The following is a 24279-nucleotide window of genomic DNA, read 5'->3' as shown; positions in this document are numbered from 1 at the left end:
CCGATTAGCTCGCGATTCCGGCCCGTTCCTTCGGTTAGACACGACCGATGCCAAGCCAACTTTCGACCGAAGCAGATTTGGCTTAGGCTCAAAACATACGAGCGATCAGGGAACGCGTCATGTCGAGCACCGAACACCAGTCTGAAAATATGCGAAGCTTCGACGCGATTATCGTCGGCGCTGGTCAGGCTGGGCCCTCTCTCGCTGGACGCCTCAATGATTCAGGGATGAAGGTCGCGATCATCGAACGCGACCTCGTTGGCGGCACCTGCGTCAACACAGGCTGCAAACCGACCAAGACCCTAGTCGCCAGCGCCTATGCTGCCCATCAGGCACGTCGTGGCGGGGATTACGGTTTTTCTCGAAGCGACGTTACGATCGACATGCCCGCGGTCGCCGCCCGGGCGCGAAAAGTCATTATGGACTCGCGTCAAAGCAACGAAGACTGGCTCTCGAGCATGCCGAATGTCGAACTGATCAGGGGGCATGCGCGGTTTGACGGACCCAAAACCATCACCGTTGGCGGCACGCGCATGACTGCGCCAAAAATCTTCCTCAATGTTGGAGCCCGGGCCTTTATTCCGGATATGCCCGGCATTGAGAACGTTCCATATCTCACCAATTCGGAGATCATCGCGCTCGACGAACTGCCCAGGCATCTCGTCGTCGTGGGCGGCAGCTATATCGGGCTTGAATTTGCGCAGATGTATCGTCGCTTTGGCGCGGAGGTAACGATCATCGAGCGCTCCGACCGGTTGATTTCTCGGGAAGACAAGGACGTCTCCGAAGCCGTTCAAGAGATCCTCGAAGCCGAGGGTATAACGGTGCGCACTGGCGTGAATTCCATCGCCTTTAGCAAGCACGATGCGGATGTCGCTGTATCCATCGAATGCCAAGTCAATTCGTCACCAATCGTCGGCAGCCACGTATTGGTGGCGGTCGGCCGCATGCCGAACACGGATGATCTCGGTCTCGACAAGGCCGGCGTCACGGTTAACGAGCGTGGCTACATCACTGTCGACGATCGGCTCGAAACCAATGTTCCGGGGATCTGGGCCTTGGGGGACTGCAACGGCAAGGGCGCCTTTACGCACACAGCCTACAACGACTTCGAGATCGTCGCCGCCAATCTGCTCGACGGGGAGGATCGCCGTGTGAGCGACCGTCTCCTTGGCTATGCCCTCTATATCGACCCTCCGCTGGGCAGAGTGGGCATGACCGATGTGGAGGCGGAAAAGACCGGCCGCCGGCTGCTCTATTCCAAGCGTCCGATGAGCCGCGTCGGCCGAGCTGTCGAGAAAGGCGAAACACAGGGATTTATGAAGGTTGTTTCCGACGCTGAAACGAACCGGATCCTCGGCGCAGCTATTCTCGGCACGGGGGGCGACGAAGCCATTCACGGCATTCTAGACATGATGAATGCAGATCAACCCGTCGAGGTGCTTCGGTGGGCAGTGCCAATCCATCCGACTGTTTCGGAACTAGTGCCAACCTTGCTGCTGGAACTTGCTCCGAAGTGATGGGCTCCGGACACCTGAAGCGTCTGAGCTACTAGCCGGCCAGCACGCCGCCGGTCATAGGCCGGGGCGCTCCGGTGGTCATGGGAAAGCTGATCGGCAGGCCGCGCAGGACGCGAACAGCCAGGAGGGCGAAACATTCCGCTTCGACGGCGTCGCCGCGCCAGCCTACCGCTTCTGCAGGGACTGCGTCGACTTGTGCGCGTGATTTGAGCATGGACATGATTGCGGGGTTATGACGCCCGCCGCCCGCAACGATAAGGCGCTCGGGGCGCTGGGGCAGGAGGTCGAGTGCTTTGCCGACAGCGCCGGTGGTGAAGGCGGTCAGGGTCGCGGCGCCGTCTTCGGCGTTGAGGCCTTCGGCCATCGAGGCAAGGAAATCGAAGCGATCGAGCGACTTTGGGTAGGGCGCCGAGAGGTAGGGATGGGTCAGGAGCTGCGCGAGCCGCTCTTCATCGACTTTGCCCCGCAAAGCCATGGTGCCATCGACGTCCATCTCGCCCAGCCCAAGACTTTTGATGAAATCGTTGATCGGCGCATTGGCTGGGCCGGTATCAAAAGCGATGAGCGTATCGGCGCCATCCCAATAAGTCACATTGGCGACGCCACCGAGATTGAGCACGGCGGTCTTGCCGTCCGTGGCGCCGATCTTGCGTAAAAGGGCTTGATGATAGAGCGCCGCCAGCGGGGCGCCCTGCCCGCCTGCGCGCACATCAGCGGAGCGGAAATCATAAGCGACGTTGATCCCCGTCAGCTCATGCATGAGCGCGCCATTGCCGAGCTGTCGGGTTGCGCCGATCCGGCCCGGTTGCGGCGCGCGATGAAGGACCGACTGACCGTGAAAACCGATGATCCCGACGTCGGAAGGGCTAAGGCCGGTTTGAGCCAAAAGGTCCAGCACTGCTGCCGATTGTGCCCGGGTCAGCGCCTCTTCGGCTTCAGCAAAGATGGCCGGGTCAGCGCCGGAAAAATTCCACTGCCGCGCCTGTGCCAGAGTTTCGGCAAGCAGGTCGCAGATCCATCGGGGATAAGGCGCCAGCGTATAGGCGCCAAATTCCGCGATGGTTTCGCCATCGGTGCGCAGCAGCGCAACGTCGATATTGCCATCGAGCACAGTGCCGGTCATCAGACCCACGGCCCAGATCGGTTCCATTCGCGTCTCTCTAAAAGGCGTTGATCGCGTCGCCCACGGCACGCCGTAGCGGCAGGATGCCGCTATCGAAATGGCGCGTCGGATGCACGCGGTTGGTCAGCAGCGTCCAGGCGTGGCCGCGCTCGAAATCGATCCAGATGCCCGTGCCGGTAAAACCAGTGTGCCCGATGGTCTCTTTGGAATTGAGTTCGCCACCGGACCATCCTTCATAGGGCAGCTCCCAGCCATGGGTGCGTCTACTCGAAAGCGCGGTTCGGATCAGCGCCTCAGGCCCTGCCGCGACCAGCTTGCCAAAGGCGAAATCGAGCACGCTCGACACGGTGCCGAAAAGGCCAGCATTGCCCGCGCCCTGGAGCGCCGAGCAATTGTCGTCATGCACTTCGCCCACAAGCACCCGGTGACGCCAATAACAGTCTTCCGTCGCGGCGGCCGTCATCTGGTCGGCAGACCAGGCGAATCCCGGCCCTGGATCCATGTCGCGGATCCATTTTCCAGCGATGCGTTCGAGCGCGATGCCAAGGAGGATGAAGTTGATATCGGAATAGACCGCCGGACCCGCCGGGAATTCATGCTGCAGCAAAAAGGTGCGAAGGAGGTCGGGGTCGCGCCCATAGGTATAGAGCGGGAAGACCGCGGGGTAAGGCGTCTGGTGACCGAGGCATTGGCGGAAGGTGATCTTCCGCTCCCAATTGTCGAGATTGTAGTGCCGATAATCGGGGATGATGCTGATGAGCGGTGCGTCGAGATCGATGCGCCCCGCCTCTGCGAGCGCCAGGATGCGCTCGTTGGTGAAGATGACCTTGGTCAGCGAGGCGAGGTCGAACCAGGTCTCTTCGGTCATCGGGCGAGCGGTCGGCGTCGTCTGCGCTTGACCGATGGCGCGCACGGCGCGATTGCCGCTGCTATCGACGATGCCCAGCACGCCGCCGGGAATGCGGCCGCTTTGAATGGCCGCTTCGAGATGCACGAATGCGCTGTCGAGTTTTGTCGCCACTGAGGTCATGCGTACCGTCTAAACCGCTGGAAAAGGACGATAGAAGTGGTTGTCGCCGGCCTGCGCGGTTTCCGGCTGCGGCCGAGCGGAGAGCGTCCGGATTTCCTCCACCCGTCCGAGTTCGTCGGCAAACCGGACATCGTTGAAACGCCGATCAGGATCGGGCACGGCTGACAGCAGCAGGCGCGTATAGGGGTGCTGGGGATCGTCCAAAACCCTGTCGACAGCGCCCCATTCGACGATCTGGCCGGCATACATGACCATGATGTCATCAGCGACATAGCGCGCCGTGGCGATGTCGTGGGTAATGTAAAGGAGAGCGAGCTTGAGCTCGGCCTTCATGTCGTTGAGGAGATTGAGAATGCCCTGGCGCACCGAAACGTCGAGCATCGAGGTCGGCTCATCGGCAACGATCACCTGAGGGTTCACGGCAAGCGCCCGGGCGATGGAGATGCGTTGGCGCTGCCCGCCCGAAAGTTCGTGCGGGAATTTCGGCATGATGAGCTGCGGGTCGAGTTTTACGCGCTCAAGCAGTTCGACGATCGCTGCCTGCCGCTGGGCAGAAGTCAGCCCCTTTTGATGCAGCTTGAGCGGGCGCTCGAGATGATAGCGGATCGTATGCGTCGGATTGAGCGAGGCGAATGGATCCTGAAACACCATTTGCACCGAGGATCGATAGTCGCGCAGCGCCTTGGCGTCACCCTTGCCGAGCGGGACGCCGCGGAAAAGGAGCTGCCCTTCGTCTGGGGTGTATTCGCGCATGATGAGGCGAGCGGCCGTGGTCTTGCCTGAGCCCGATTCTCCGACCAGCGCCAGGGTGCGGCCGGGATGGAGCGCGAAGCTGACGGCGCGCGCGGCATAGACGGGCTTGTCGGCGCGGCCGAAAACCTTGGTGACATTGTCGAGCGTCAGGATGGCGTCGCTCATAGCACTGGCTCCCGACGCGTCTGCTCGCCATGGAGCTTGGGCATCGAAGCCCAGAGCCGCTGCGTGTAGGGATGCTGCGGGTGGCGATAAATCGTCTGGGCGTCGTTGACCTCGACCAGTTCGCCTTCGAGCATGATGCCGATGCGGTCGCTGACCTGCACCATCAGGCCGAGATCATGGGTGATGAACAGCACCGAAAAGCCGAGCTTTTTGCGCAGCACGTCAATGCGCTGCAGGATTTCGCGTTGGACGACGACATCGAGCGCCGTGGTCGGCTCGTCCATGATCAGCAGCTTGGGGTTGAGCGCCAGGCAAATGGCGATGACGATGCGCTGGCGCATGCCGCCCGAACACTGGTGCGGATAATTGTCGAGCCGCTCGGGCGCGATATCGACGAGCTTCAAGAGTTCGGTCGCGCGAGCGTGGGCTTCGGCGCGGCTAATCGGGCCATGGGCGCGCAGCACATCGTAAAACTGCGCTTCGATGGTCAGGACCGGATTGAGCGAGTTCATGGCGCTCTGGAACACCATGGCGACTTCCCGCCAGCGGAATTTTCTTAAGTCCGCGTCGTTGAGGCTGAGGACGTCGCGCCCGGACACCAGGATTTCGCTGCCCGTGCGGATCAGGGCCGGTGGCCGATGGAGACGGCTGACCGCGAAGGCGATAGTCGATTTACCGCAGCCGGATTCACCGGCAAGCCCAAAGAACTCGCCGGAGGCTATGTCGAAGCTGACATTCTTGACGGCGTGAAAATTGGTTTCAGCGCCGACATAGTCGATGTTGAGATTGCGGACGGAGAGGACGGGATTGCTCATAGCTTGCCCTCGCCAAGACGGACCATGCGGGTCCAGCGATTGAGCATGCCGCCTGTCCGCAGCCGCGGATTGGCGATTTCGTCGATCGCGAAGTTGAGGAGTGCCAGGCCAAGCCCGAGGAAGGCGAGAGCAAAGCATGGCGCGAGAATATCCCACCAGGCGCCGACCGAAAGAGCGGCCGAGTTCTGCGCATTGTAGAGCATAATGCCCCAGGAGACGGTGTTGGGGTCGCCGAGGCCGAGGAATTCGAGCGTCGCTTCGGTGATGACGGCGAAGATTACCGAGCCGATGAAATTGATGCCGACGATGGAAATGAGGTTCGGGAAAATCTCGAACAGCATGATGCGCCAACTCGGCTCGCCCAGCATTTCGGCCGATTTAACGAAGTCCCGTTGCCGGATCGAGAGGGTTTCGGACCGCGTCACGCGCACGCCCCAAGCCCAGGAGGTGAAGCCGAGGATGATGGCGATCACCATCGGGCTCGCCTGACCGATGAAGGCGGCGAGGACGAGCAGCAGCGGCAGGTTGGGGATGACCAGCACCATATTGGTGAAAAAGTTGATGACTTCATCGACCACGCCACCCTTATAGCCCGAAATGATGCCGAGCACGGTCCCGATGACGGTGATCAGAAGCCCTGCCCCGAACCCGACGGCGAGCGAAACGCGGGCCCCATGGACGAGGCGCGAGAAGACATCGTGCCCAAGACGGGTCGTGCCCATCCAGTGATCCCAGCTCGGCGCCTGATGCGGCCGGCCGACGCGGCGGGTGGGGCTATATTCGGTCAGGAGCGGCGCGAAGATCGCCACCAGCACGATTATCGTCAGGATGATGAGGCCGACCAGGGCCTTTTTGTTATTGAGCAACTGCCTCAGGAGCTTCATGGCGTCAGGCCTTCTTGAGGCGCGGATCGAGCAGCACATAGCTGAGATCGACCACAAAATTTGAAATGAGCATCGCGGCGGTCATGATCAGGAGCTGGCCCTGGATCACCGGATAATCGCGCGCGATAATCGCCTGATAAAGCGTGTTGCCGAGGCCGGGATAGTTGAACACCACTTCGGTCACGAGCGAACCGCCGAGGATCGTGCCGATGGCGATGGCAAGGCTCGAAACCGTGGGCAGCAGCGCGTTGCGCGCCGCATACCAGAGCATGACATTGTTGTCGGAGAGCCCCTTGGCGCGGGCCATGACGATATAGTCTTCGCCAAGCAGGTTGATCATATTGTTGCGCATGGTCACGGCGAAGCCGCCGGTGAGCACGAAGACCAGCGTCAGCATGGGCAGTGTGCCGTGATAGAGCACGCTCGAAATATAGGTCCAGTTCCAGGCAGGATCGATCAACGGGTTTGCGGCATAGCCGTTGGGAAACCAGCGCAACGTATAGCCAAAGATAAAGAGCATGATCAGCGAAACGACCACTGCCGGCACCGAGCTCGAAAAGATCGCGCCGAGCGAGATGACGGAGTCGACGAGCCGTCCGCGGCGCCAGGCGGCAAAGATGCCGAGGAAACTGCCAAGGGTGAAGCTGATGATGGTGGCAATGCCCATGAGCCCGAGCGTCCAAAGAAGCGCACGGCCCAAGAGCTCGGTGACAGGCAGCGGGAAGTACTTGATCGATCGGCCGAGATCGCCGGTGAACACACTCTGCAGATAGGCAAAATACTGCTCGTGCAGCGGCGCGTCAATAAAGCCGAAGGTTAGCTTGAGCGCATTGAGATTTTCGAGCGATAGCTCGGCGCCGGCGCTTGCGAACATGATCTCGATGGGATCACCGGGCATCAGGCGCGGCAGAAAGAAATTGATGGTCGCAGCAACCAGAAATGCTGCGAGATAGAACGCCAATCGCCGCAACAAGAAGGCCATGCTGTGGTGTTCCTTTCTGGCCGATGTCTCGGCCGGGCGCCGACGAAGTTCCTCCCCGATTGCGGGAAGGATTGGGGTGAGTCAGCGCCTCAACGCCGCCCCGCCCCAAAAGATGAGATGAGAAAGCCGAAAACCTTACTGGGCGACCGGTTCGAGATCGAGCAGTTGCAACAGACGCGCTGGGTTCGTCACCGAGACGGCCGGCGCATATTTCGGATCTTCAGCACTGGCCCAACCGGTCCAACGGGTCGTGTTGTACTGGAAGAAGGACGGGCTGTTGTAGAGTGGGATGATCGGCAGGGCCTCGGCGACCAGAAGCTGGACCTGATCCATGATCGCCTTCTGCTCAGCCGGATCCTTGATCGTCGTATATTTCTTAAGAAGCTCGACCACTTCAGCATTTTCCCAATGCGGCGCGGTAAAGCGGCTCTTGCCGAAATCAGCAGGGTTAAACGAGCGGATATAGGGCAGATAGGGGTTCGATGCCGCCGCCAGCGAGTTGAGCGTCAACTCGAAATTGCCCGCGATCAGGTCGGACGTCCACACGGCTGCTTCCGGGGTCGAGAGCGACACGTTGATGCCGGCCTCTTGGAGCGTTTCCATGGCGATCTGCACCGCGTCGATCCAGTCGGTCCAGCCATTGGGAACCTTGAAATCGAGTTCGAGCGGCGTGCCATCGGGATTGTCGCGGAAACCGTCGCCATCGGCATCGACATAACCGGCTTCATCAAGCACCGCCATGCCGGCTTCGAGGTCGAACTTGCCGTATTGGCCGAACTGCGTTTCGACTTCGGGATTGGCGAAAGCGGCATAGAGCTCGCCGAGACCCGAGGGGTCTTCGTTGAGCAGCGGATAGCCATAGCCTGCAATGTCGACGATCGCCTGGCGATCGACCAGCATGCTGATGGCGCGGCGGAAGCTCACATCGTTGAACGCTTTGCGCGCGTTTTCGTCCGGCGAAACCTGCGACATCTGCATCGACACGAGGCTCGAGGGCGTGAACCAATATTTGTGGTGCTCGGGATCCTTCGCGACGAAGGTGTTGTCGATGTCGGGAATAAAGCTCGTACCCCAATCAAGGCTACCGTCGGCCAGAGCGGCGAGCACCTGCGGGTTATCCGCAAGCTGCGGCATGCGGAGGCAATCGACGGCGAGATTGTCAGCGTCCCAATAGTTGGGATTGCGGCACTGCTCATAAACTTGCGGGGTGAAGCGGGTGATCTCGGTCATTGGCCCAGAGCCAACCGGATTTTCATTGGCGAAGGTGACGGGATCAGCCACTTCGGACCAGATGTGTTCTGGCACGATCGGCATGCCGACAATGGTATTGGCGATCAGCGAATTGGCTTCGGTCAGATTGAAGCGCACGGTGCGATCATCGACCTTTTCGACCGATGCGATCTGTGGCGTGATCGATATGAAGTCGAGCGCCGGGAATTTCTTGATGTAGTCATAGGTAAAGAGCACGTCGTCGGCGGTGAAATCCTCGCCGTCAGACCATTTCAGGCCATCGCGAAGCGTGAACGTGATGGACATCAGATCGTCGGCCAGCTCAAAACTTTCGGCGAGCCGGTAGTTCGGCTCATTGCCCTGCAGGCGGTTGAAAACGACGAGCGGCTCGTACAGGAAATCCTGGGTCGTGTAGCGCGCCGACGTCTGGCTGAACGGGTTGAAATTGCGCACGAAGGTCGTGACCTGTTCGGACGCCAAAGTCAGCACCTTGCCGCTATCCTGCGCGTAGACCGGTGTTGCCAGGGCAAGCACGGCCAATGATGTCGTCGCAATAAAACTCAATTTACGCATCGGGGTCTCTCCTTGCTCAGCAACGCCGCCTCAGGCGAAGCCGTTCTCCTCGAAAATTTTCTCCACCTCGGCGTGGAGGGCTTTGGTATCGGCACGCCTGTTGCCGAGTTGCTGTTCTGCGCGAGCGACACGCGCAAGAGTGGCATCCGACATGACACGGGCTGCTTTTGCGGCAGCTTCACTCGCCGCAAGATCGCCTTGGCTGTGGAGGGCGATGTCGTAACCGGCATCGAGCGCCGCGCGGACGCGATCGGACCAACTGCCCGAAAGAGCATCCATGGTCAGGCAATCGGTGATCAGCACGCCGTCATAGTCGAGCACTGTGCGAATGAGGTTGCACACGCGCGGCGAGATCGAGGCCGGCAAATCTGGATCGATCTTTGAAAAGATCAGATGCGCGACCATGGCCCAGGGGCTGTCCTTGAGCCGGATGAAAGGCAGGAAATCGCTGTCCATCATTTCGTCGACGCTCGCGTGGACCACGGGCAGATCGTGGTGCGGGTCGACATCGACGCGGCCATAACCGGGTATGTGCTTGATGATAGGCATGGAGCCCACTTCGAGCAAAGCGTCGACCACAACGCGGCCGAGTTCGGCAACCAGCTTGGGATCGGCGCTGAAAGAGCGGGACGAGATGATGTCATGCGTGCCGGCGCGCGCGAGATCGATAACCGGCGTCGCGCCGCTGCCGATCCCGAGTTCGGTCATCATCGCCCCCATCGCGAGAGTGGACTGCCTTAGCGCATGTTTGGCGATGTCCAGATCCTTCTTGGCCAGAGCGCCGAAGTGACCGATGGGGCGGAAGAGAGGCCAATTGCCGTTGTCGAGCCGCTGCACGCGGCCACCTTCCTGATCGATATAAACAGGCGCATCTTCCCGGCCGACGGCCTCCCGGAACTGACCGACGAGGCGCCGGATTTGCTCGGGATTATCGAGATTGCGCTTGAAGAGAAAAAGGCCAAAGGGATTGGCTTCACGAAAGAAGGCGACTTCCGAAGCCGAGAGTTCAAGCCCGGGCATACCGACGAAAAGGGCGAGTGGTTTCGACATTTTCAGCGACCTCACCCAGCCGCGCGCGGCAATTGCTGCGCGGCGGCCCGGCGCAGGAAGCCGTCGGCATGAACGAGCGCGGCCTCACCCTCTGCCGCGTTCATTCCGGTCAGCGCCATAAGGATGGCGAGTTTGACGTTGTTCTTGGCGGACTTGAGGAACTGCTCCGCAGCCTCGGCCGAGCAACCGGTGGCATCGATCAGGATGCGGCTGGCGCGGGCGAGCAGCTTTTCATTACTGACTGAAAGGTCGACCATCAGGTTTTCGTAGGATTTGCCGATCCGGATCATGCTGGCCGTAGTCAGCATGTTGAGCACCAGCTTTTGTGCCGTGCCTGACTTGAGCCGGGTGGAGCCAGTCAGTGCCTCCGGGCCGACGACGGGCGAGATCGCGATATCGGCCATCGCCGCGATCACTGAATCCGGATTGCAGGATAGCGCCACCGTGACCGCGCCGATGCTCTTGGCATGGTCGAGACCGCCGATGACATAGGGGGTGCGACCACTGACGGCGATGCCGACGACCACGTCCCTTTGGGTCACGCCGATCTTTTCAAGATCGCGCCGCCCTTCATCGCGCGAGTCCTCCGCGCCTTCGATCGGATGGCGAAGTGCACGATCGCCGCCGGCGATTAGTCCGATAACCATGCCTTCGGGCACGCCAAAGGTTGGGGGGCATTCGGAGGCATCGAGAACGCCGAGGCGCCCGCTGGTGCCGGCGCCCATATAAATGAGACGCCCGCCATGGCGGAATGCCTCGACCACATGATCGACGGTCGCGGCGACTTGCGGCAGCACTTTCTGCACGGCGTCGGCTACATGATGGTCCTCGCGATTCATCGCGCCGACGATCTCGATCGAGCTCATCAGGTCGATCTGCATCGTCTCGGGATTGCGCGCTTCGGAAACGAGCTGTTCCAGCTCAGCCATCAGCGTAGTTCTTGCCATGTGCTCAATGCTCTCGTTCGCTGGCAAGGCTAGAAGCGATTATTCCGACTGTCAATTCCATATGGAATATTGTATTCCATCAACGGATTGTTCTACAGGCTGGCAGCGCGATAAGCCGCTGCAATGCCAGTTGCATTTTGAAACGTCTCGGCTTTAGTCCTCCCCGGCGGGGACCAGGGTCGGCGCCGGTTCGAGGGAAGTCGCATGTCTGTTCTCAAAGTGTTGAGCGCCCAACTCGACAGCATGACCCAGGCCGATCGGCAGATCGCGCAGTTCATCATCGAAAACCCCGAAAAGATGCTGACGCTCTCCTCCGCAGCGCTGGCGGAAGCGACGGGGCGCAGTCAATCGAGCGTCGTCAAGTTTAGCCAGAAACTTGGCTATGGCGGCTATCAGCAGCTCAAGCTTGCTGTGAACAAAGCCAAGGCCATGGAGTGGCACACGCCGGGTGGCGTCATCCACGGCACGATCGAGGCGGCCGACAGCTACGTCACCATTTTGCAGAAGCTGATCGGCTCGAAACTGCTTTCGATGCGCGAAACGCTGGCGGCCAACAACGAGAAAACCATCGATTCCGCACATGAAGCCCTGGTCAGCGCCCGAAAGATCCAGCTTGCCGGGGTCGGCGCATCCTCTCTGGTTGCCAAGGATTTTTCCTACAAGCTGCTGAAATTAGGCCGGATCGCGCTGATCGACAGCGATAGCCATATTCAGATTTCCAATGCTTCGGCGCTGAATGAAGCGGATGTCTTGCTGGCGCTCTCTTATTCCGGCCGCAGCATGGAAACCCTGCGCATTGCCGAGATTGCCAAGCAACGCGGCGCGAAAGTCATTTCCATGACAGGGCTGCAGCCCAATCCCCTGCTCGACCTTGCCGATATCCACCTCTTCACCGTCGCCGACGAAGAACGCGTCCGCTCCTCCGCCATCACCTCGCGCGATGCGCAGCTCATGCTGATGGACATGCTGTTCATCCTAATGGTGCGGCAGCAGACCGACGCTCACGACTTCATCCACAATTCGGAAAACGCGGTCACCGTGCTCAAGGTCCGTTGACCGCCCGCGACTCTGTAATCGGATATTCTTGACACGATCGATTTTAGGAATTTAGTATTCCTCCCGACAGATCAGCAATGATCCTGTCGAGGATCTGCGTGGGGCGGATCGGGATGGAGAGAATACGTGGCCCAGCTGTCGCTTCGTCGCATCAAGAAGCGTTTTCGCGATACCGAAGTGCTGCACGGCATCGATCTCGAAATCGGCGACCGCGAATTCGTCGTTTTCGTCGGCCCCTCGGGATGCGGCAAGTCCACGCTGCTGCGCCTGATCGCCGGCCTCGATCCCATCAGCGACGGCGAGTTCGTTCTCAACGGCCACCGCATGAACGATGTGGCCCCATCCCGGCGCGGTATTGCCATGGTGTTCCAGTCCTACGCTCTCTATCCGCACATGGACGTCTATGAGAACATGGCCTTCGGCGCCCGCCTCATGGGCCTCGACAAGCCCGAGGTCGAGCGCCGCATCGCCGAGGCGGCCCAGATGCTGCGGCTTGAAGCGCTCCTCAAGCGCAAGCCGCGCGAACTTTCCGGCGGACAGCGCCAGCGCGTCGCCATCGGCCGCGCCTTGGTGCGCAAGCCCGACGTGTTCCTCCTCGATGAGCCGCTGTCTAATCTCGATGCAGCTCTCCGCTCCGAGGTGCGGCTCGAAATCGCCAAGCTCCATCGCGAGATCGGCGGCACCATGATCTATGTGACGCATGATCAGGTCGAGGCCATGACCCTCGCCGACAAGATCGTCGTCATGAACAATGGCCGGATCGAACAGGTCGGCTCGCCCCGCGACCTCTACGAGACGCCTGCCAACACCTTTGTCGCGACCTTTATCGGCTCGCCGCGCATGGCCTTGGTGGACGTGACGCGCGACGGCGATCGGCTGGTCCTTGCAAATGGCGGCTCGATTTTCGTCGGCAACCTTCCTGGCCCCAAAACCCTGAAGCTGGGGCTGCGGCCGGACACGGTTCACCTTATCCGAGGCGCCAGCGCCGAAGGCTTCGCCGGTCGCGTCGAATATACCGAATATCTCGGCGACAACGCCTATGTCTATGTGCGCCTCGCCGATGGCAAACTGCTGTCGGCCCGCACCGCCCCCAATGTTCTCTATGCGCCCGACGAGGCCGTAACCGTGACGGTCGCGCCTGGCGCCGCGCATTACTTTTCTGCCGAGGATGGCCGACGGCTGACACCCTGATCCGGTTCGCCTGAGACATCTGCAAGACGTTTTCAAGGGAAGGGAATACAGATGAAAACCATAGTGCGTGCCGGAACTCTACTCAGCGCCTTACTCGTTGCCGCCCCCGCCTTCGCCCAGGACCTGACGTTCTGGAGCTGGCGCCAGGAAGACCGCGCTGCCTACGAGCAGTTCATCGACACATTCGAAGCGGAAAATCCGGGCATCACGGTCAAGTTCGAGACGTTCGAGGCGACCAATTACAACACGATCCTCTCGACCGCCCTTGCAGGGGGCACAGGTCCGGACGTGATGATGGTGCGCGCCTATGGCGGGCTCGAAAACGTCGCCGTCGCTGGCTACCTCGAAGAGCTGACGACTGAAAGCGTCCATGCCCTTGCCAATTTTGCCGAACCTGCACTTGCCGCGGAAAGCGTGCGGGCCGATGGCAAGATCTACGCTGTGCCATTCGCCAGCCAGACCCAGCTCGTCATCTACAATTCCAAGATTTTTGCCGATAACGGCATCGAAGAGCCCCAGACCTGGGATGACCTGATGGCCGCGAGCCAGAAGCTCAAGGACGCCGGCATCATCCCCTTTGCCAATGGCACCGCCACCGCCTGGCAGAATGAGACCGTGACCTTCGGTCTCGGTTCCTCGCTCATGGGCAAGGCCTTTTACGACGAGCTGATGGCCGGCACCGCGGACTTCACCGATGCCCGCTTCACTTCGGCTCTCGCGTCGGTCAACGAACTGGCCCAGGACTATTTCCCCGATGGCTTCATCGGCCTCGACTACCCCTCGGCCCAGCAGCTCTTTTCGTCGGGCATGGCCGCCATGTTCGTTGGCGGCTCCTATGAACTGGCAACATTCAAGGCGCAGAACCCGGATATCGAAATGGGCGTCTTCGCCGCACCCGGCAAGACTGCGGAGGACGCCAAGCTCGTCGGCCTTTATTTCGATGGTGGCTATGCCGTCAATGCCGCCTCGCCCAACAAGGAAGCGGCGATCACCTTCGTCAATTATCTGGCGAGCCCGGAATTTGGCCAGGCCTTTGCCAATACGCTCAACAATATCTCGACCATTCCGGGCGTGACGTTCGACAACCCGCTGCTGGCGGAAGTCAACGACCTCAACAAGTCCTCGATCCCCTACCTGATGCTCGCCCATTTCCGTTATGGCGAACCCTCGGGCTCGGTGCTGATCCAGGGTGAAATGCAGAAGCTGTTCTCGGGTGAAACGACGCCCGAAGCCATCGGCGAAGCGCTGACCACCGGCCTTGCTGCCTGGTACGAGCCCTTCAAGAAATAAGGCGGCCCTCCCTCCGCCTCGGGGGTGGCCATAAGGTCACCCCCAATCCCATCTGAGCGAGCCTTTGATGCCCCAATTTCGGATGACCGGCCGCGGACTTTGGATCACGGCACTGATCGTGCCGCCGCTGTGCTTCGTGGCGCTCTTTATCGTTTATCCGATCATCTCGGCTTTCGCTTATGCCTTCTTCGACTGGCAGGGATTGAAGCGCCTCGAATTCGTCGGCCTCGAGAATTTTCACGCGGTGCTGTTCGTCGAGCCCTATCGCAGCTGGACGCTCAACGCCTTCAAGAACAATATCATCGTCTTCTTCGCGCTCATGGTGCTGCAAAATGGGCTCGGCTTCATCCTCGCCTATGCGCTCTGGCGCGAACTGCCCGGCGCGCGCTTCCACCGCATCGCCGTTTTCCTGCCGGTGGTGCTCTCGACGATCATCGTCGCCTATCTCTTCAAGCTCTTTTATCACCCGCTCTTTGGCGTGGTGAATATCAGCCTCAAAAGCATTGGCCTCAGCGAATGGGCCCAGCCCTGGCTCGGCCAATCCGGTACCGCCCTCTGGAGCATCATCGCAGCGCAGGCCTGGCACATGGTCGGCTTCCCGACCCTGGTGTTCCTCGCCGGCATGCAGCGGATTCCCAGCGAAATTCTCGATGCCGTGCGCATGGAAACCGAGAGCGAATGGGTCAAGATCACCAAGATCGTCTGGCCGCTGGTCGCCCCGAGCGCCACCATCGTGTTCACTCTGCTCTTCGTCGGCGCCTTCAACTGGTTTGAGCTGCCCTATATCATGGGTGGGCTCGATGGGTCGCCGTTTGGTTCGACCGACGTGCTGGGGCTCTATTTTTACCGCACTGCCTTTGGCAATGTCTCTTCCGGCCAACAGGACTTCGGTCTGGGTTCTGCGCTGGCCGTCCTCATCTTCATCTTCATCGCGGCCATTGCCGCTGTCATCACCACCCGCCTGCGCGCCCGGGAAATTCAGCTATGAGCGTGACGACGACCAACTACTATGATCGCAAGGGCATTCTCGGCACGCTTGGCCGCGATGGCCTTTTGCAGATCATCCTTATCGCCAACACCATCCTGATGCTGGCGCCGATCGTCATCATGGTGTTCTCGGCCTTCAAGACCACACCGCAGATTTTTCAGTCGCCGTTTGGCATTCCCGATTTCACCCAGGTCCAGAACTTCATCAAGATCTGGTCGGAAACCAACTTCCTGCGCTACCTGCTCAATTCCTTCGTGGTTACCGGCGCATCGATGGTGCTGATCCTGACGCTGGGCACCATGGCCGCCTATGCCATCGGCCGCTATGCCTTTACCGGCGCCAACTTCATCCTGATGTTTTTCCTGGCCGGGCTAACCCTGCCGTTAAAACTCGCCATCATCCCGCTCTTCATGTTGATGCGAGACCTGTCGATCCTCAATAATCAACTGAGCCTCATCTTCGTCTATACCGCCATGGGCCTGCCCTCGACGGTCTTCATCATGACCGGCTTCATCCGCACCCTGCCCAATGAACTTGAGGACGCCGCTCGCATGGACGGCGCTTCGGAAGCGCGCATCATGTGGTCGATCATGCTGCCGCTGGTGCGCCCGGCTATGGTCATCGCCGGTATCCAGAATATCGTGCCGATCTGGAACGACTTCTTTTTCCCCTTGGTCTTTATCCAGAACGACAGTTTGAAAACCCTGCCCCAAGGCCTCACCACGTTCATGGGCGAATACACGACCGACTGGGGCGTGCTGTTCTCGGGCCTAACGCTTTCGGCCGCGCCGATCATCATCATCTACATCGTCCTGTCCCGCCAGTTCATTGCGGGCATGACATCGGGCGCCATCAAATGATGCTGCAGAAGGGACTGGTCGTCTCCTGCCAGGCGCGTGCGGACAATCCCCTGCATGGGGCTCAATTCATGGGCGCTATGGCGCTTGCCGCACGCGATGGTGGCGCTGTCGCCATCCGTGCCAATGGTCCGGACGACATTGCGGTGGTCACCAAAGCCGGCCTGCCTGTGATCGGGATACACAAGGTCTTCTCGGAACATCACCCGGTCTACATCACGCCCGATTTTCAAACCGCAGCCGCTATTGTCGAAGCCGGAGCCAATATTGTTGCACTCGATTGCACTGAGCGGCCACGCGATGGCGAGCATCCGAGCGTCATGATCCGTCGCATCAAGGCGGAGCTGGGCGCTGAGGTCTTTGCCGATATTTCGACGGTGGAAGAAGGACTGAAAGCCGCTGACTGTGGCGCCGATTACGTCGCCACCACGCTTTCCGGCTATACCGAGGCCACCATGCCCAAACCAAGCGAACCGGACCTAAGATTGCTGGAAAATCTTGCTGCGCGCCTCACGGTGCCAGTTGTGGCCGAGGGTCGCTACAATACGCCCGATCTCGTGCGCCAGGCCTTTTCGGCGGGCGCGCATGCGGTGGTTGTTGGCACCATGATCACAAATCCCCGGGAAATCACGCGCAGTTTCGTGCAGCAGGGCGTGCCACGGTGAGAGAGACCTATCTCGGCCTTGATGTCGGCGGCACGGCAAGCCGATGGGTGGCCTGCGATAAGGCTGGGCAGGTGGTTGCGCGCGGCAGCGTCAATGGCGCCACCGCCCATGTTTTCAACCCGGCCGAGCGGGAGCGTCTGGGCACGGCTTTAGCGCAGATCGGCAACGCGCTTGCCGCTGAAAACCTTCAGCCGATCGGGCTCGTGGGCGGACTAACCGGCTTTGGAGCCGTCGCCACAGGGGAAGTCCACGGCCTCATAAATCACGCCATTGGGCTGAGGCCGGAGCAAATTCTCCTGACCGACGACATCGTCCTTGCCTTTGCAGCGCAATTCCAGCCGGGACAAGGGCATCTGGTGTCCGCCGGAACCGGTTCCATCGGCGTTCACGTCGCGGCCGATGGCAGCATGACGCGCGTCGGCGGCAGAGGTATCCTCATCGATGATGCCGGCTCGGGCAGTTGGATTGCCCTGCATGCCCTCGACATCATCTACCGAACCCTCGATCGCACCGGTTCGTTCTCCGACGTTCAAGCCCTGGCCGACGCGCTCTTTGCCCTGGTCGGCGGCAGCGAATGGCATCACGTCCGCGAATATGTCTATGGCGGCGATCGTGGCCGCATTGGCGCGCTGGCTGTCGGCGTGGCCCAGGCAGCGGAAGCCGGTGACGCGACGGCCCTCGCTATCCTCACGCAGGCTGGCGCCCATCTGGCGGAACTGGCTCAGGCCCTGCAAACCAGAGTTGGAGAACGGCCCGTCGCCTTCATCGGCGGTGTCTTAAAGCTTCACCCAGCAATCGGCGCTGAAATGAGAAAGCAGTTGCCCGGCATCACGGTCTCGGAACCAGCCACGGATACTGCTCTCGCCGCCGCACAACTCCAAACCAATGAGACCGGGCGTCTTTGGCGGCCCATCCTCTCCCACAACGCCTGAGCGCCGCGAGAGAGATTTGGACCGTTACCGGCAGCGATGAGTTTGTCTCGCTCCCTCACCGGAAGCCTCTCATTATCAGGCGAACAGAGTATCCCGGATGTGTGTCCAGCTTTCCGCATCGGTCGCGGTGAGCAAGAAGCCCTTGTTCTGATCCGCGCTATACGGTTCGTCGCTCACGAACGCAGCATGACCGCCCGCTTCGGCGTGGATCAGCACGCCCGCCGCGTGGTCCCAGGGCATGACGCTCGCATTCAGGCAGAAGCTCATCGCCCCGGTCGCGAGCATGCGATATTCCCAGGCCGAGCAGCCCCATGTCGTGGTGCGCGAGAAGCGCAGGACGCGCTGCGAAAGCTCTGGCTGTAGTTCAGGCGCGAACATATGGAGCGGAACAAAACCATGCAGGTCCGCAATGGGTCGGGACTTGGCCACCGCAAGGCGACTCGCCGCGCCATCGGCCGCAACATGCCAGGCGCCCTGACCGGGCCGGGCGACGATAAAATCGCCCAGCACCGGATAGTGGATGATGCCGGCAATGGTTTTGCCATCCTCGACAATGGCAAGGATCGACCCGAATGTCGGCGCGCCATGGGCAAAGTTCCAAGTGCCATCGACAGGGTCGATAATGGCGACAAGCCGGGAGGCTCCAATACCATCAAGGACGGATTTATCCTCGGACACCGCCTCTTCCCCGACCACCACGGCGCCCGGGAGCCGCTCCACGAGCAGGCGGCTCAGGGCGTGTTCTGCGGAAATATCGGCATCGGTCACTAAGTCATCGGGCGCAGTCTTCGCGCGCATGCTGTCCGACGTGATCGCCTGAAATCGGGGCAAGATCTCTTGTTCCGCCACCGCCCGCATATCGGCCATCAGGGTTTTGAGCAGGTCGTCGCTGATTTCGGTCATGCACGTTTCTCGAGGTAAGCTTTTAGTGCCGCCGGCTGGTCGGTCTGGATGGCGCTAATACCAGCATCGATCAACCGTCCCCAGGTTTTATCAGGGTCGGCCAATGCGACGGTATCTGTCCACTCCCCGCTACTCGCCATATCGAGCGTATTCTTCCAAAGCGCCATGCCCGCTGCCTCGAACGCCGCACGATTGCTCTCGATAGTCTCGATGTGATCGAAGCTGATTTCGCTCATGAAGGGTTTGATGCCGGACAGGAGCGCCAGCGTGTCACCGGTTCCGGTCTCGGTAAAGCGCGTCATGGCCAGAAACGGCACTCCGGAAATATCCTGCGCCCTGACCCAGTCGACGTGTTCTTGTGTGGTGACCGTCGTCTTAAGGTCCACATAGTCCGCAGCATTCATATCGCGCGCGCAGGCAGCCACTTCGGAAAATAGGCCTCGATCCTTCAAATCGAGATCGGCAAAGATATGCCCGCGGATGATTTCGAGCGCCTGCTTGAGGGTCGGCACGCGCTGGTCCGTCAGCGCCCGGCCGTCGCCGCCATCATCGGCACGAAGCGCGATAGCCTGCAGCTCAGCGATCGTAAAAGTCTCGGCATCGCGATCGATCCCCGCCATGCGCAGCAGCGTATCGTCGTGCATCAGGAAGAGTTCGCCATCAGCGCTCTTGCGCACGTCCAGTTCGACGATGTCGACGCCGATAGCGATGGCATTCTCGATCGCCGCGAGGCTGTTTTCCGGCGCACCATGCCAGGCGCCGCGATGGGCAACGATGGCGCAACGGCGCGTGGGATCGGCGATATAGTCTTTGTAGGCCATTGGTCTTGCTTTCTTGGGAAATATCAGCGGCGCGTGGCGAGATAGGCTTTGAGAGCCGCCGCTTCGTCGGTCTGGATGGCGGAAACGCCTGCATCGAGGAGGCGTCCCCAAACCGCGTCGGGATCCTCGAGTGCCGCGCTGTCGGTCAGCCCGGCGCAGGAGACATCATCGAGCGTATTGACCCAAAGGCTGATGCCCGCCGCCGCAAAGCGATCCCGATGCGCAGCGAGTTGCTCGATGGAATCGAAGTAGATTTCGCAGATCAGCGGCTTGAGCCGAAACACCAGTTCGGTCTGAAGTTCCGCACCCGGCACATTGAGCCGCGTCTTGGCGATGAACGGGACGCCGTGGGCCATGATGTTGCTATTGATCCAAGCGAAGTCGTCTCCGTCTCGAAGGGCGCTCCAAAAGTCGACCTGCTGATCGACGCCGGCGGCCTGGGCGGCGGCGATGACCTCGGGAATAAGAAGCCGATCCTTGACGTCGAGATGGATGAAGATGCGATCCCGGGTGAGATCGAAAACATCGCTCAGACGCGCGAGTTTCTGATCGGTCAGCGCATTCCCCGCGCCACCATCGCGATTGCGCAGGTGCAGCGCAGCCAGCTCCGAGGCCGCAAGCTCTTCCACCGCGGCGTCGTGCCCCGTCATCCGCTCTAGACTATCGTCGTGGCAGAGGAACAGCGCGCCGTCGGCGCTACGGCGCACATCGATCTCGACGACGTCATAGCCGCCGGCAATGGCCGCTTCGATCGCCTGGAGACTGTTCTCCGGCGCATCCCGCCAGATGCCGCGATGCGCGATAATGGCGCAATCCCGGCCCGGTCTCGCCATGAAATCCTTGTAGTTCATGCCTGAGCTTTCGTTGGAGACGCGTTGACGATGGCCGACGACGCGGTGAAAAATGGTCGCGTTGCGATCATGACGAGCGCAAATATCGAAACGACGACAGCGCGGCGATAATCAGTGGAAATCGGACGCCGCGACATTTTTGGGAGGGGACGATGCCGAATTGGATTGGCGGCCTGGCGGTAACCTGGTTTCTTGCCGGCGCGATCTCCGCCTCGGCGCAAGATGCTCCGGCGCCTCTCGGCGACACGGGCATTTACTCAGCGGACCCCAGCGTCATTCACACCGACGACGGCTTTGTGGCCGTCGAATCGCGGCGCGGCGATAGCCTCGTGGTGCGTGTCGCACGGAGCCTTGATACCCTTGCCCAAGCGCGCGGCTTGCGGATCTGGTTCGATCGGGACCGGCTCGGCGAAGTCTGGGCGCCGGAGATCGTCTATAGAGATGGGCTCTATCGCGTCTATTTCGCCGCCGGCGTCGGCGAGGCGCATCGGATGTATCGCATCACCTCGACAGAGCCGACATCCGACTACGGCCCCGCGGAGGAAATCGATCTGCCCGAAGACAAGTGGGCCATCGACGGCATGCCCTTTAGTTTCGACGGAGATGATTTCTTCGTCTGGTCCGGCTGGCAGGGCGATAGCGATGTGCAGCAGGATATTTTCATCGTGAAGCTGCAGGGTGATGACGCGCCTGACGCGTCACGGGCGGTCATCTCGTCTCCCGATCAGCCCTGGGAAAACGTTGCGAACGAGACGCCGTCGATCAACGAGGGCCCCCAGCCGATCGTGGACCCAGCGGGACAGTTGCACGTGGTCTATTCGGCCAATGGTTCATGGGGCCCGAACTATTGCCTCGCCGATCTGCGATTGCGCGCTGACGGCGTTCCCCTGGTGGCCGAGGATTGGTCCAAGTCGGACGGGTGCCTCTTTGGTGCCAATGCCGAAACGCTGTCCGATACAGGCACCTTAGCCACCGCGGCAAAAGGCGTCGGCCACCATAGCTTCATCACGGGTGAGGACGGGACGGGTGACGAGGGCGTGAAAAATCCCCTGCCCTTTCTCTATCATGGCGTGCCGGCAGCCGAAGAACCGAGCAATTTCTGGTCGGCCCGAAAGTGGTTCTTTGGGCGGTATCAGTGGGTCCCTGATGTCGACTACCGCTCCCCTTCGGGTAGCGATCGCGGATGGAGTCTCCGTTTCTCCGAGTGACGAGGCCATGGCTACCAAAGAGGTAAAGCACTATCCGACCACACCAGACGGGCGATATTTCGTCGTGCGCGGCCGGCTCTGGCGCAAGAGCAATCCTTCACTCAGCGAGACTGACCGCACACATTGGGTCCAAAAATTGATGGCCGCGCGACGCGTCGTCGGTCTCGCAAAAAATGATGATGCGGCGCGAAAAGCGGCGCGCGCTGCTGTCGATGAAGCCAAGGTCGCGCTTGGCGAGCGTGGCCCTGTCTGGTGGGACGATGGTGCGCCGGATTACAACCGACATCTCGCGCGCAACACGCCCTATGCCGAATGGTACGCTGCGCTCGGAAACGACACCTGACACTACCACATGCCGCGCATCTTGGCGGCGATGTCGACGACCGCTGGCCGCGCCGGGCCGACGCCTTCGCGGATTGGCGTAACCGGCGGCCATAAGATGTCATCGAAAAATGCGGTCATCGACCGTGGGATGAAGCGGGTGCGTTGCGCATAGAGGTGGCGATCGCCATTCCTCGTCTGCTGGGTCACATAGAAGCGCTGCGGCACGAGCAGATGCAATTCGTCCTTGGCGCGGGTCATGGCGACATAGAGAAGCCGGCGCTCTTCTTCGATCTCATGCGTGGATCCCGTGCCGAGATCGGACGGAATGCAGCCATCGACGACATTGAGAACATGCACCGATTTCCACTCCTGCCCCTTTGCCGAGTGGATGGTCGAGAGAATGAGATAATCCTCGTCGCGCAAGGGCACGCCGGGCTGGTCGCTGGTGGCGTCGGGAGGATCAAGGGTCAGTTCAGTGAGAAACCGGTCGCGGCTCGGATAGCCAGAGGCGATCTGTTCGAGCTGGACGATGTCAGCCGACCGGATAGCTGCATCTTCGTAATTGGCCTCCAGCAGCGGCTCGTACCATTGGCGGATATAAGCCATATCAAGCGGCCAAGAGATTTCGCGCGCCGAAAGCCGGCCGACCATGCTGACGAGATCAAGCCAATGCTGGCCGGCCTTGATAGGCGGCGGAACCTCGGAAAAAGCCCATGCGGGATCGGCATGGGCGGCGATGGCATCAAGGGCTCGGCCAGCCGTTCCCGGCCCGACGCCCGGCATGAGTTGCAGCACGCGAAAACCGGCAACCCGATCTCGCGGGTTTTCAACCCATCGCAAAAGCGCCAGCACGTCCTTCACGTGGGCCGCGTCGAGAAATTTCAACCCGCCGAATTTGACGAAGGGAATGTTACGGCGGGTCAGCTCAATTTCGAGCGGCCCGGAATGGCTCGATGTGCGGAACAGCACGGCCTGTTCCTTGAGCGCAGTGCCCGCCTCGCGCGCCTCCAGAATAGACTTGGCGATATAGCCTACCTGATCGGCCTCATCCTTGACGGTGACGAGGAAAGGCTTGGCCTCGGAGTGCCTTTCGGACCAGAGATTTTTGGTAAAGCGCTCGCTTGCCTGCTCGATCACGGCATTGGCCGCGGCAAGGATCGTTTGGGTGGAGCGATAGTTGCGATCGAGTGTGACGATCTCTGCGGTCGGCGAAAAGGCGCTCGGAAAGTCGAGGATATTGCGCACGGTCGCGGCGCGGAAAGAATAGATCGATTGCGCATCATCGCCGACCACCGTCATGCCGCGCCCGTCCGGACGCAAAGCGAGCAGGATCGAGGACTGTAGCCGGTTGGTGTCCTGATACTCATCGACGAGGATATGGTCGAAAAGGCTCGACATCTGCTCGGCAATCATCGGCTCAGCCATGATCCCGGCCCAATAGAGCAGGAGGTCGTCGTAATCGAGAACATTCTGCTGCTGCTTGGCTTCGACATAGGCGCTGAAAAGCTGACGCAATTCGGCAGACCACATGGCGCACCAGGGAAAGACCGATTTCAAAACCTCGTCGAAGTCGGCCTGCGCATTGACCACACGCGAATAGATAGCAAGGCAGGTGCCCTTGGTCGGAAACCGCGTCTTGGTTTCGCTAAACTGCTGTTCATGACGGACGAGGTTCATGAGATCGGCGGAGTCTTCGCGATCATGGATCGTGAAAGCAGGGTCGAGACCGATCTGATGCGCATATTCGCGCAGCAATCGCGCGCCGATCCCGTGAAAAGTCCCGGCCCAGGTCAGAGCATCAGCGACTGCGCCTTCCCCAATGCCGAGAACACGACCCGCAATGCGCTCGACACGCCGGGCCATTTCGCTGGCGGCGCGGCGCGAAAAGGTCAGCAACAGTATGCGCCTGGGGTCTGCGCCATTGGCTATGAGATGCGCTACGCGGTGCGCCAGTGTATTGGTCTTGCCCGAGCCGGCCCCCGCGATGACCAGCAGTGGGCCGGGCTTTGCTTCCCCAACCCCATGCACAACAGCCGCCCGCTGATTGGTGTTGAGCGCATCAAGATAGGTGGTGTCGGCAAGCACGAATCGATCCCCGCAATAAGCCGACAGGGGATGATA

General features: G+C 60.6%; 23 protein-coding genes. 10 read left to right on the top strand and 13 right to left on the bottom strand.

Annotated elements, in window-relative coordinates; translation table 11 throughout:
- Positions 1-119: 119 nt before the first annotated feature.
- Positions 120-1520: an FAD-containing oxidoreductase gene (locus ASE94_RS16110; protein ID WP_244484074.1), complete on the top strand. Its 1401-nt coding sequence runs from the start codon at positions 120-122 to the stop codon at positions 1518-1520.
- A gap of 31 nt (positions 1521-1551) precedes the next feature.
- Here the strand turns inward: ASE94_RS16110 and ASE94_RS16105 are convergent, their stop codons facing one another.
- From ASE94_RS16105 to murQ, 9 genes are all read right to left on the bottom strand, one after another.
- Positions 1552-2670, bottom strand: coding sequence for an anhydro-N-acetylmuramic acid kinase (locus ASE94_RS16105; RefSeq protein WP_062631233.1), 1119 nt, complete (start codon positions 2668-2670; stop codon positions 1552-1554).
- Positions 2671-2680: 10 nt separating this feature from the next.
- Complete coding sequence (locus tag ASE94_RS16100) at positions 2681-3673, bottom strand: serine hydrolase domain-containing protein (RefSeq protein WP_062631232.1); 993 nt, start codon at positions 3671-3673, stop codon at positions 2681-2683.
- Between the two features lie 9 nt (positions 3674-3682).
- On the bottom strand, positions 3683-4591 hold the full coding sequence (locus tag ASE94_RS16095; protein ID WP_062631231.1) for an ATP-binding cassette domain-containing protein: 909 nt from the start codon (positions 4589-4591) through the stop codon (positions 3683-3685).
- Positions 4588-5406 carry an ABC transporter ATP-binding protein gene (locus tag ASE94_RS16090; protein ID WP_062631230.1) on the bottom strand — a complete coding sequence of 273 codons (819 nt, stop codon included), beginning with the start codon at positions 5404-5406 and terminating at the stop codon, positions 4588-4590. The genes ASE94_RS16095 and ASE94_RS16090 overlap by 4 nt, the downstream gene beginning before the upstream one ends.
- Complete coding sequence (locus tag ASE94_RS16085) at positions 5403-6281, bottom strand: ABC transporter permease (protein ID WP_062631377.1); 879 nt, start codon at positions 6279-6281, stop codon at positions 5403-5405. Before ASE94_RS16085 ends, ASE94_RS16090 begins: the two co-directional genes overlap by 4 nt.
- 13 nt (positions 6282-6294) lie before the next feature.
- Positions 6295-7272 (bottom strand): ABC transporter permease, encoded by a 978-nt coding sequence (locus ASE94_RS16080; protein WP_062631229.1) that lies wholly within the window; start codon positions 7270-7272, stop codon positions 6295-6297.
- A gap of 135 nt (positions 7273-7407) precedes the next feature.
- A complete protein-coding gene (locus ASE94_RS16075; RefSeq protein WP_062631228.1) occupies positions 7408-9075 on the bottom strand; it encodes an ABC transporter substrate-binding protein in 1668 nt (555 codons plus the stop codon).
- Positions 9076-9105: 30 nt separating this feature from the next.
- On the bottom strand, positions 9106-10125 hold the full coding sequence (locus tag ASE94_RS16070; protein WP_062631227.1) for a glycoside hydrolase family 3 N-terminal domain-containing protein: 1020 nt from the start codon (positions 10123-10125) through the stop codon (positions 9106-9108).
- Between the two features lie 11 nt (positions 10126-10136).
- Positions 10137-11072, bottom strand: coding sequence for an N-acetylmuramic acid 6-phosphate etherase (gene murQ / locus ASE94_RS16065; RefSeq protein WP_062631226.1), 936 nt, complete (start codon positions 11070-11072; stop codon positions 10137-10139).
- Between the two features lie 204 nt (positions 11073-11276).
- Here murQ and ASE94_RS16060 point away from each other — a divergent pair, with 204 nt between their 5' ends.
- The 7 genes from ASE94_RS16060 (at position 11277) to ASE94_RS16030 (ending at position 18051) form a co-directional block, all read left to right on the top strand.
- Complete coding sequence (locus ASE94_RS16060; protein ID WP_061906871.1) at positions 11277-12128, top strand: MurR/RpiR family transcriptional regulator; 852 nt, start codon at positions 11277-11279, stop codon at positions 12126-12128.
- Positions 12129-12254: 126 nt separating this feature from the next.
- Complete coding sequence (ugpC, locus tag ASE94_RS16055; protein WP_062631225.1) at positions 12255-13319, top strand: sn-glycerol-3-phosphate ABC transporter ATP-binding protein UgpC; 1065 nt, start codon at positions 12255-12257, stop codon at positions 13317-13319.
- 51 nt (positions 13320-13370) lie between these two features.
- Positions 13371-14609 (top strand): extracellular solute-binding protein, encoded by a 1239-nt coding sequence (locus ASE94_RS16050; RefSeq protein WP_062631224.1) that lies wholly within the window; start codon positions 13371-13373, stop codon positions 14607-14609.
- 67 nt (positions 14610-14676) lie between these two features.
- Positions 14677-15597, top strand: a complete 921-nt coding sequence (locus ASE94_RS16045; RefSeq protein ID WP_062631223.1) for a sugar ABC transporter permease — start codon at positions 14677-14679, stop codon at positions 15595-15597.
- A complete protein-coding gene (locus ASE94_RS16040; RefSeq protein ID WP_061906875.1) occupies positions 15594-16457 on the top strand; it encodes a carbohydrate ABC transporter permease in 864 nt (287 codons plus the stop codon). Before ASE94_RS16045 ends, ASE94_RS16040 begins: the two co-directional genes overlap by 4 nt.
- Positions 16454-17119 (top strand): N-acetylmannosamine-6-phosphate 2-epimerase, encoded by a 666-nt coding sequence (locus tag ASE94_RS16035; RefSeq protein WP_062631222.1) that lies wholly within the window; start codon positions 16454-16456, stop codon positions 17117-17119. The genes ASE94_RS16040 and ASE94_RS16035 overlap by 4 nt, the downstream gene beginning before the upstream one ends.
- Complete coding sequence (locus tag ASE94_RS16030) at positions 17116-18051, top strand: BadF/BadG/BcrA/BcrD ATPase family protein (RefSeq protein ID WP_062631221.1); 936 nt, start codon at positions 17116-17118, stop codon at positions 18049-18051. Before ASE94_RS16035 ends, ASE94_RS16030 begins: the two co-directional genes overlap by 4 nt.
- A gap of 75 nt (positions 18052-18126) precedes the next feature.
- On the opposite strand, the gene ASE94_RS16025 is transcribed toward ASE94_RS16030, so the two are convergent.
- Genes ASE94_RS16025 through ASE94_RS16015 form a run of 3 tightly spaced genes read right to left on the bottom strand, consistent with a single transcriptional unit; the run spans position 18127 to position 20626 of the window.
- Entirely contained in the window at positions 18127-18954 is an 828-nt protein-coding gene (locus ASE94_RS16025; RefSeq protein WP_062631220.1) for an inositol monophosphatase, read from the bottom strand.
- Positions 18951-19775 carry a glycerophosphodiester phosphodiesterase family protein gene (locus ASE94_RS16020; RefSeq protein ID WP_062631219.1) on the bottom strand — a complete coding sequence of 275 codons (825 nt, stop codon included), beginning with the start codon at positions 19773-19775 and terminating at the stop codon, positions 18951-18953. Before ASE94_RS16020 ends, ASE94_RS16025 begins: the two co-directional genes overlap by 4 nt.
- Positions 19776-19798: 23 nt before the next feature.
- On the bottom strand, positions 19799-20626 hold the full coding sequence (locus ASE94_RS16015) for a glycerophosphodiester phosphodiesterase family protein (RefSeq protein WP_062631218.1): 828 nt from the start codon (positions 20624-20626) through the stop codon (positions 19799-19801).
- Positions 20627-20778: 152 nt separating this feature from the next.
- On the opposite strand from ASE94_RS16015, the gene ASE94_RS16010 reads away from it, so the two are divergent.
- Positions 20779-21834, top strand: a complete 1056-nt coding sequence (locus ASE94_RS16010; protein ID WP_062631217.1) for a family 43 glycosylhydrolase — start codon at positions 20779-20781, stop codon at positions 21832-21834.
- A gap of 7 nt (positions 21835-21841) precedes the next feature.
- The gene (locus ASE94_RS16005) at positions 21842-22177 is read left to right on the top strand and encodes a hypothetical protein (protein ID WP_062631216.1); all 336 of its coding nucleotides are present in this window, start codon (positions 21842-21844) and stop codon (positions 22175-22177) included.
- 2 nt (positions 22178-22179) lie between these two features.
- Here ASE94_RS16005 and ASE94_RS16000 read toward each other — a convergent pair whose 3' ends face one another.
- Positions 22180-24243 (bottom strand): ATP-dependent helicase, encoded by a 2064-nt coding sequence (locus tag ASE94_RS16000; RefSeq protein WP_062631215.1) that lies wholly within the window; start codon positions 24241-24243, stop codon positions 22180-22182.
- Positions 24244-24279 lie beyond the last annotated feature (36 nt).

It is taken from the genome of Devosia sp. Leaf64 (assembly GCF_001421945.1).
GTDB lineage: Bacteria > Pseudomonadota > Alphaproteobacteria > Rhizobiales > Devosiaceae > Devosia.
Note: the sequence above shows the minus strand (reverse complement) of the source record. Positions and strands in the feature narration are given on the sequence as shown.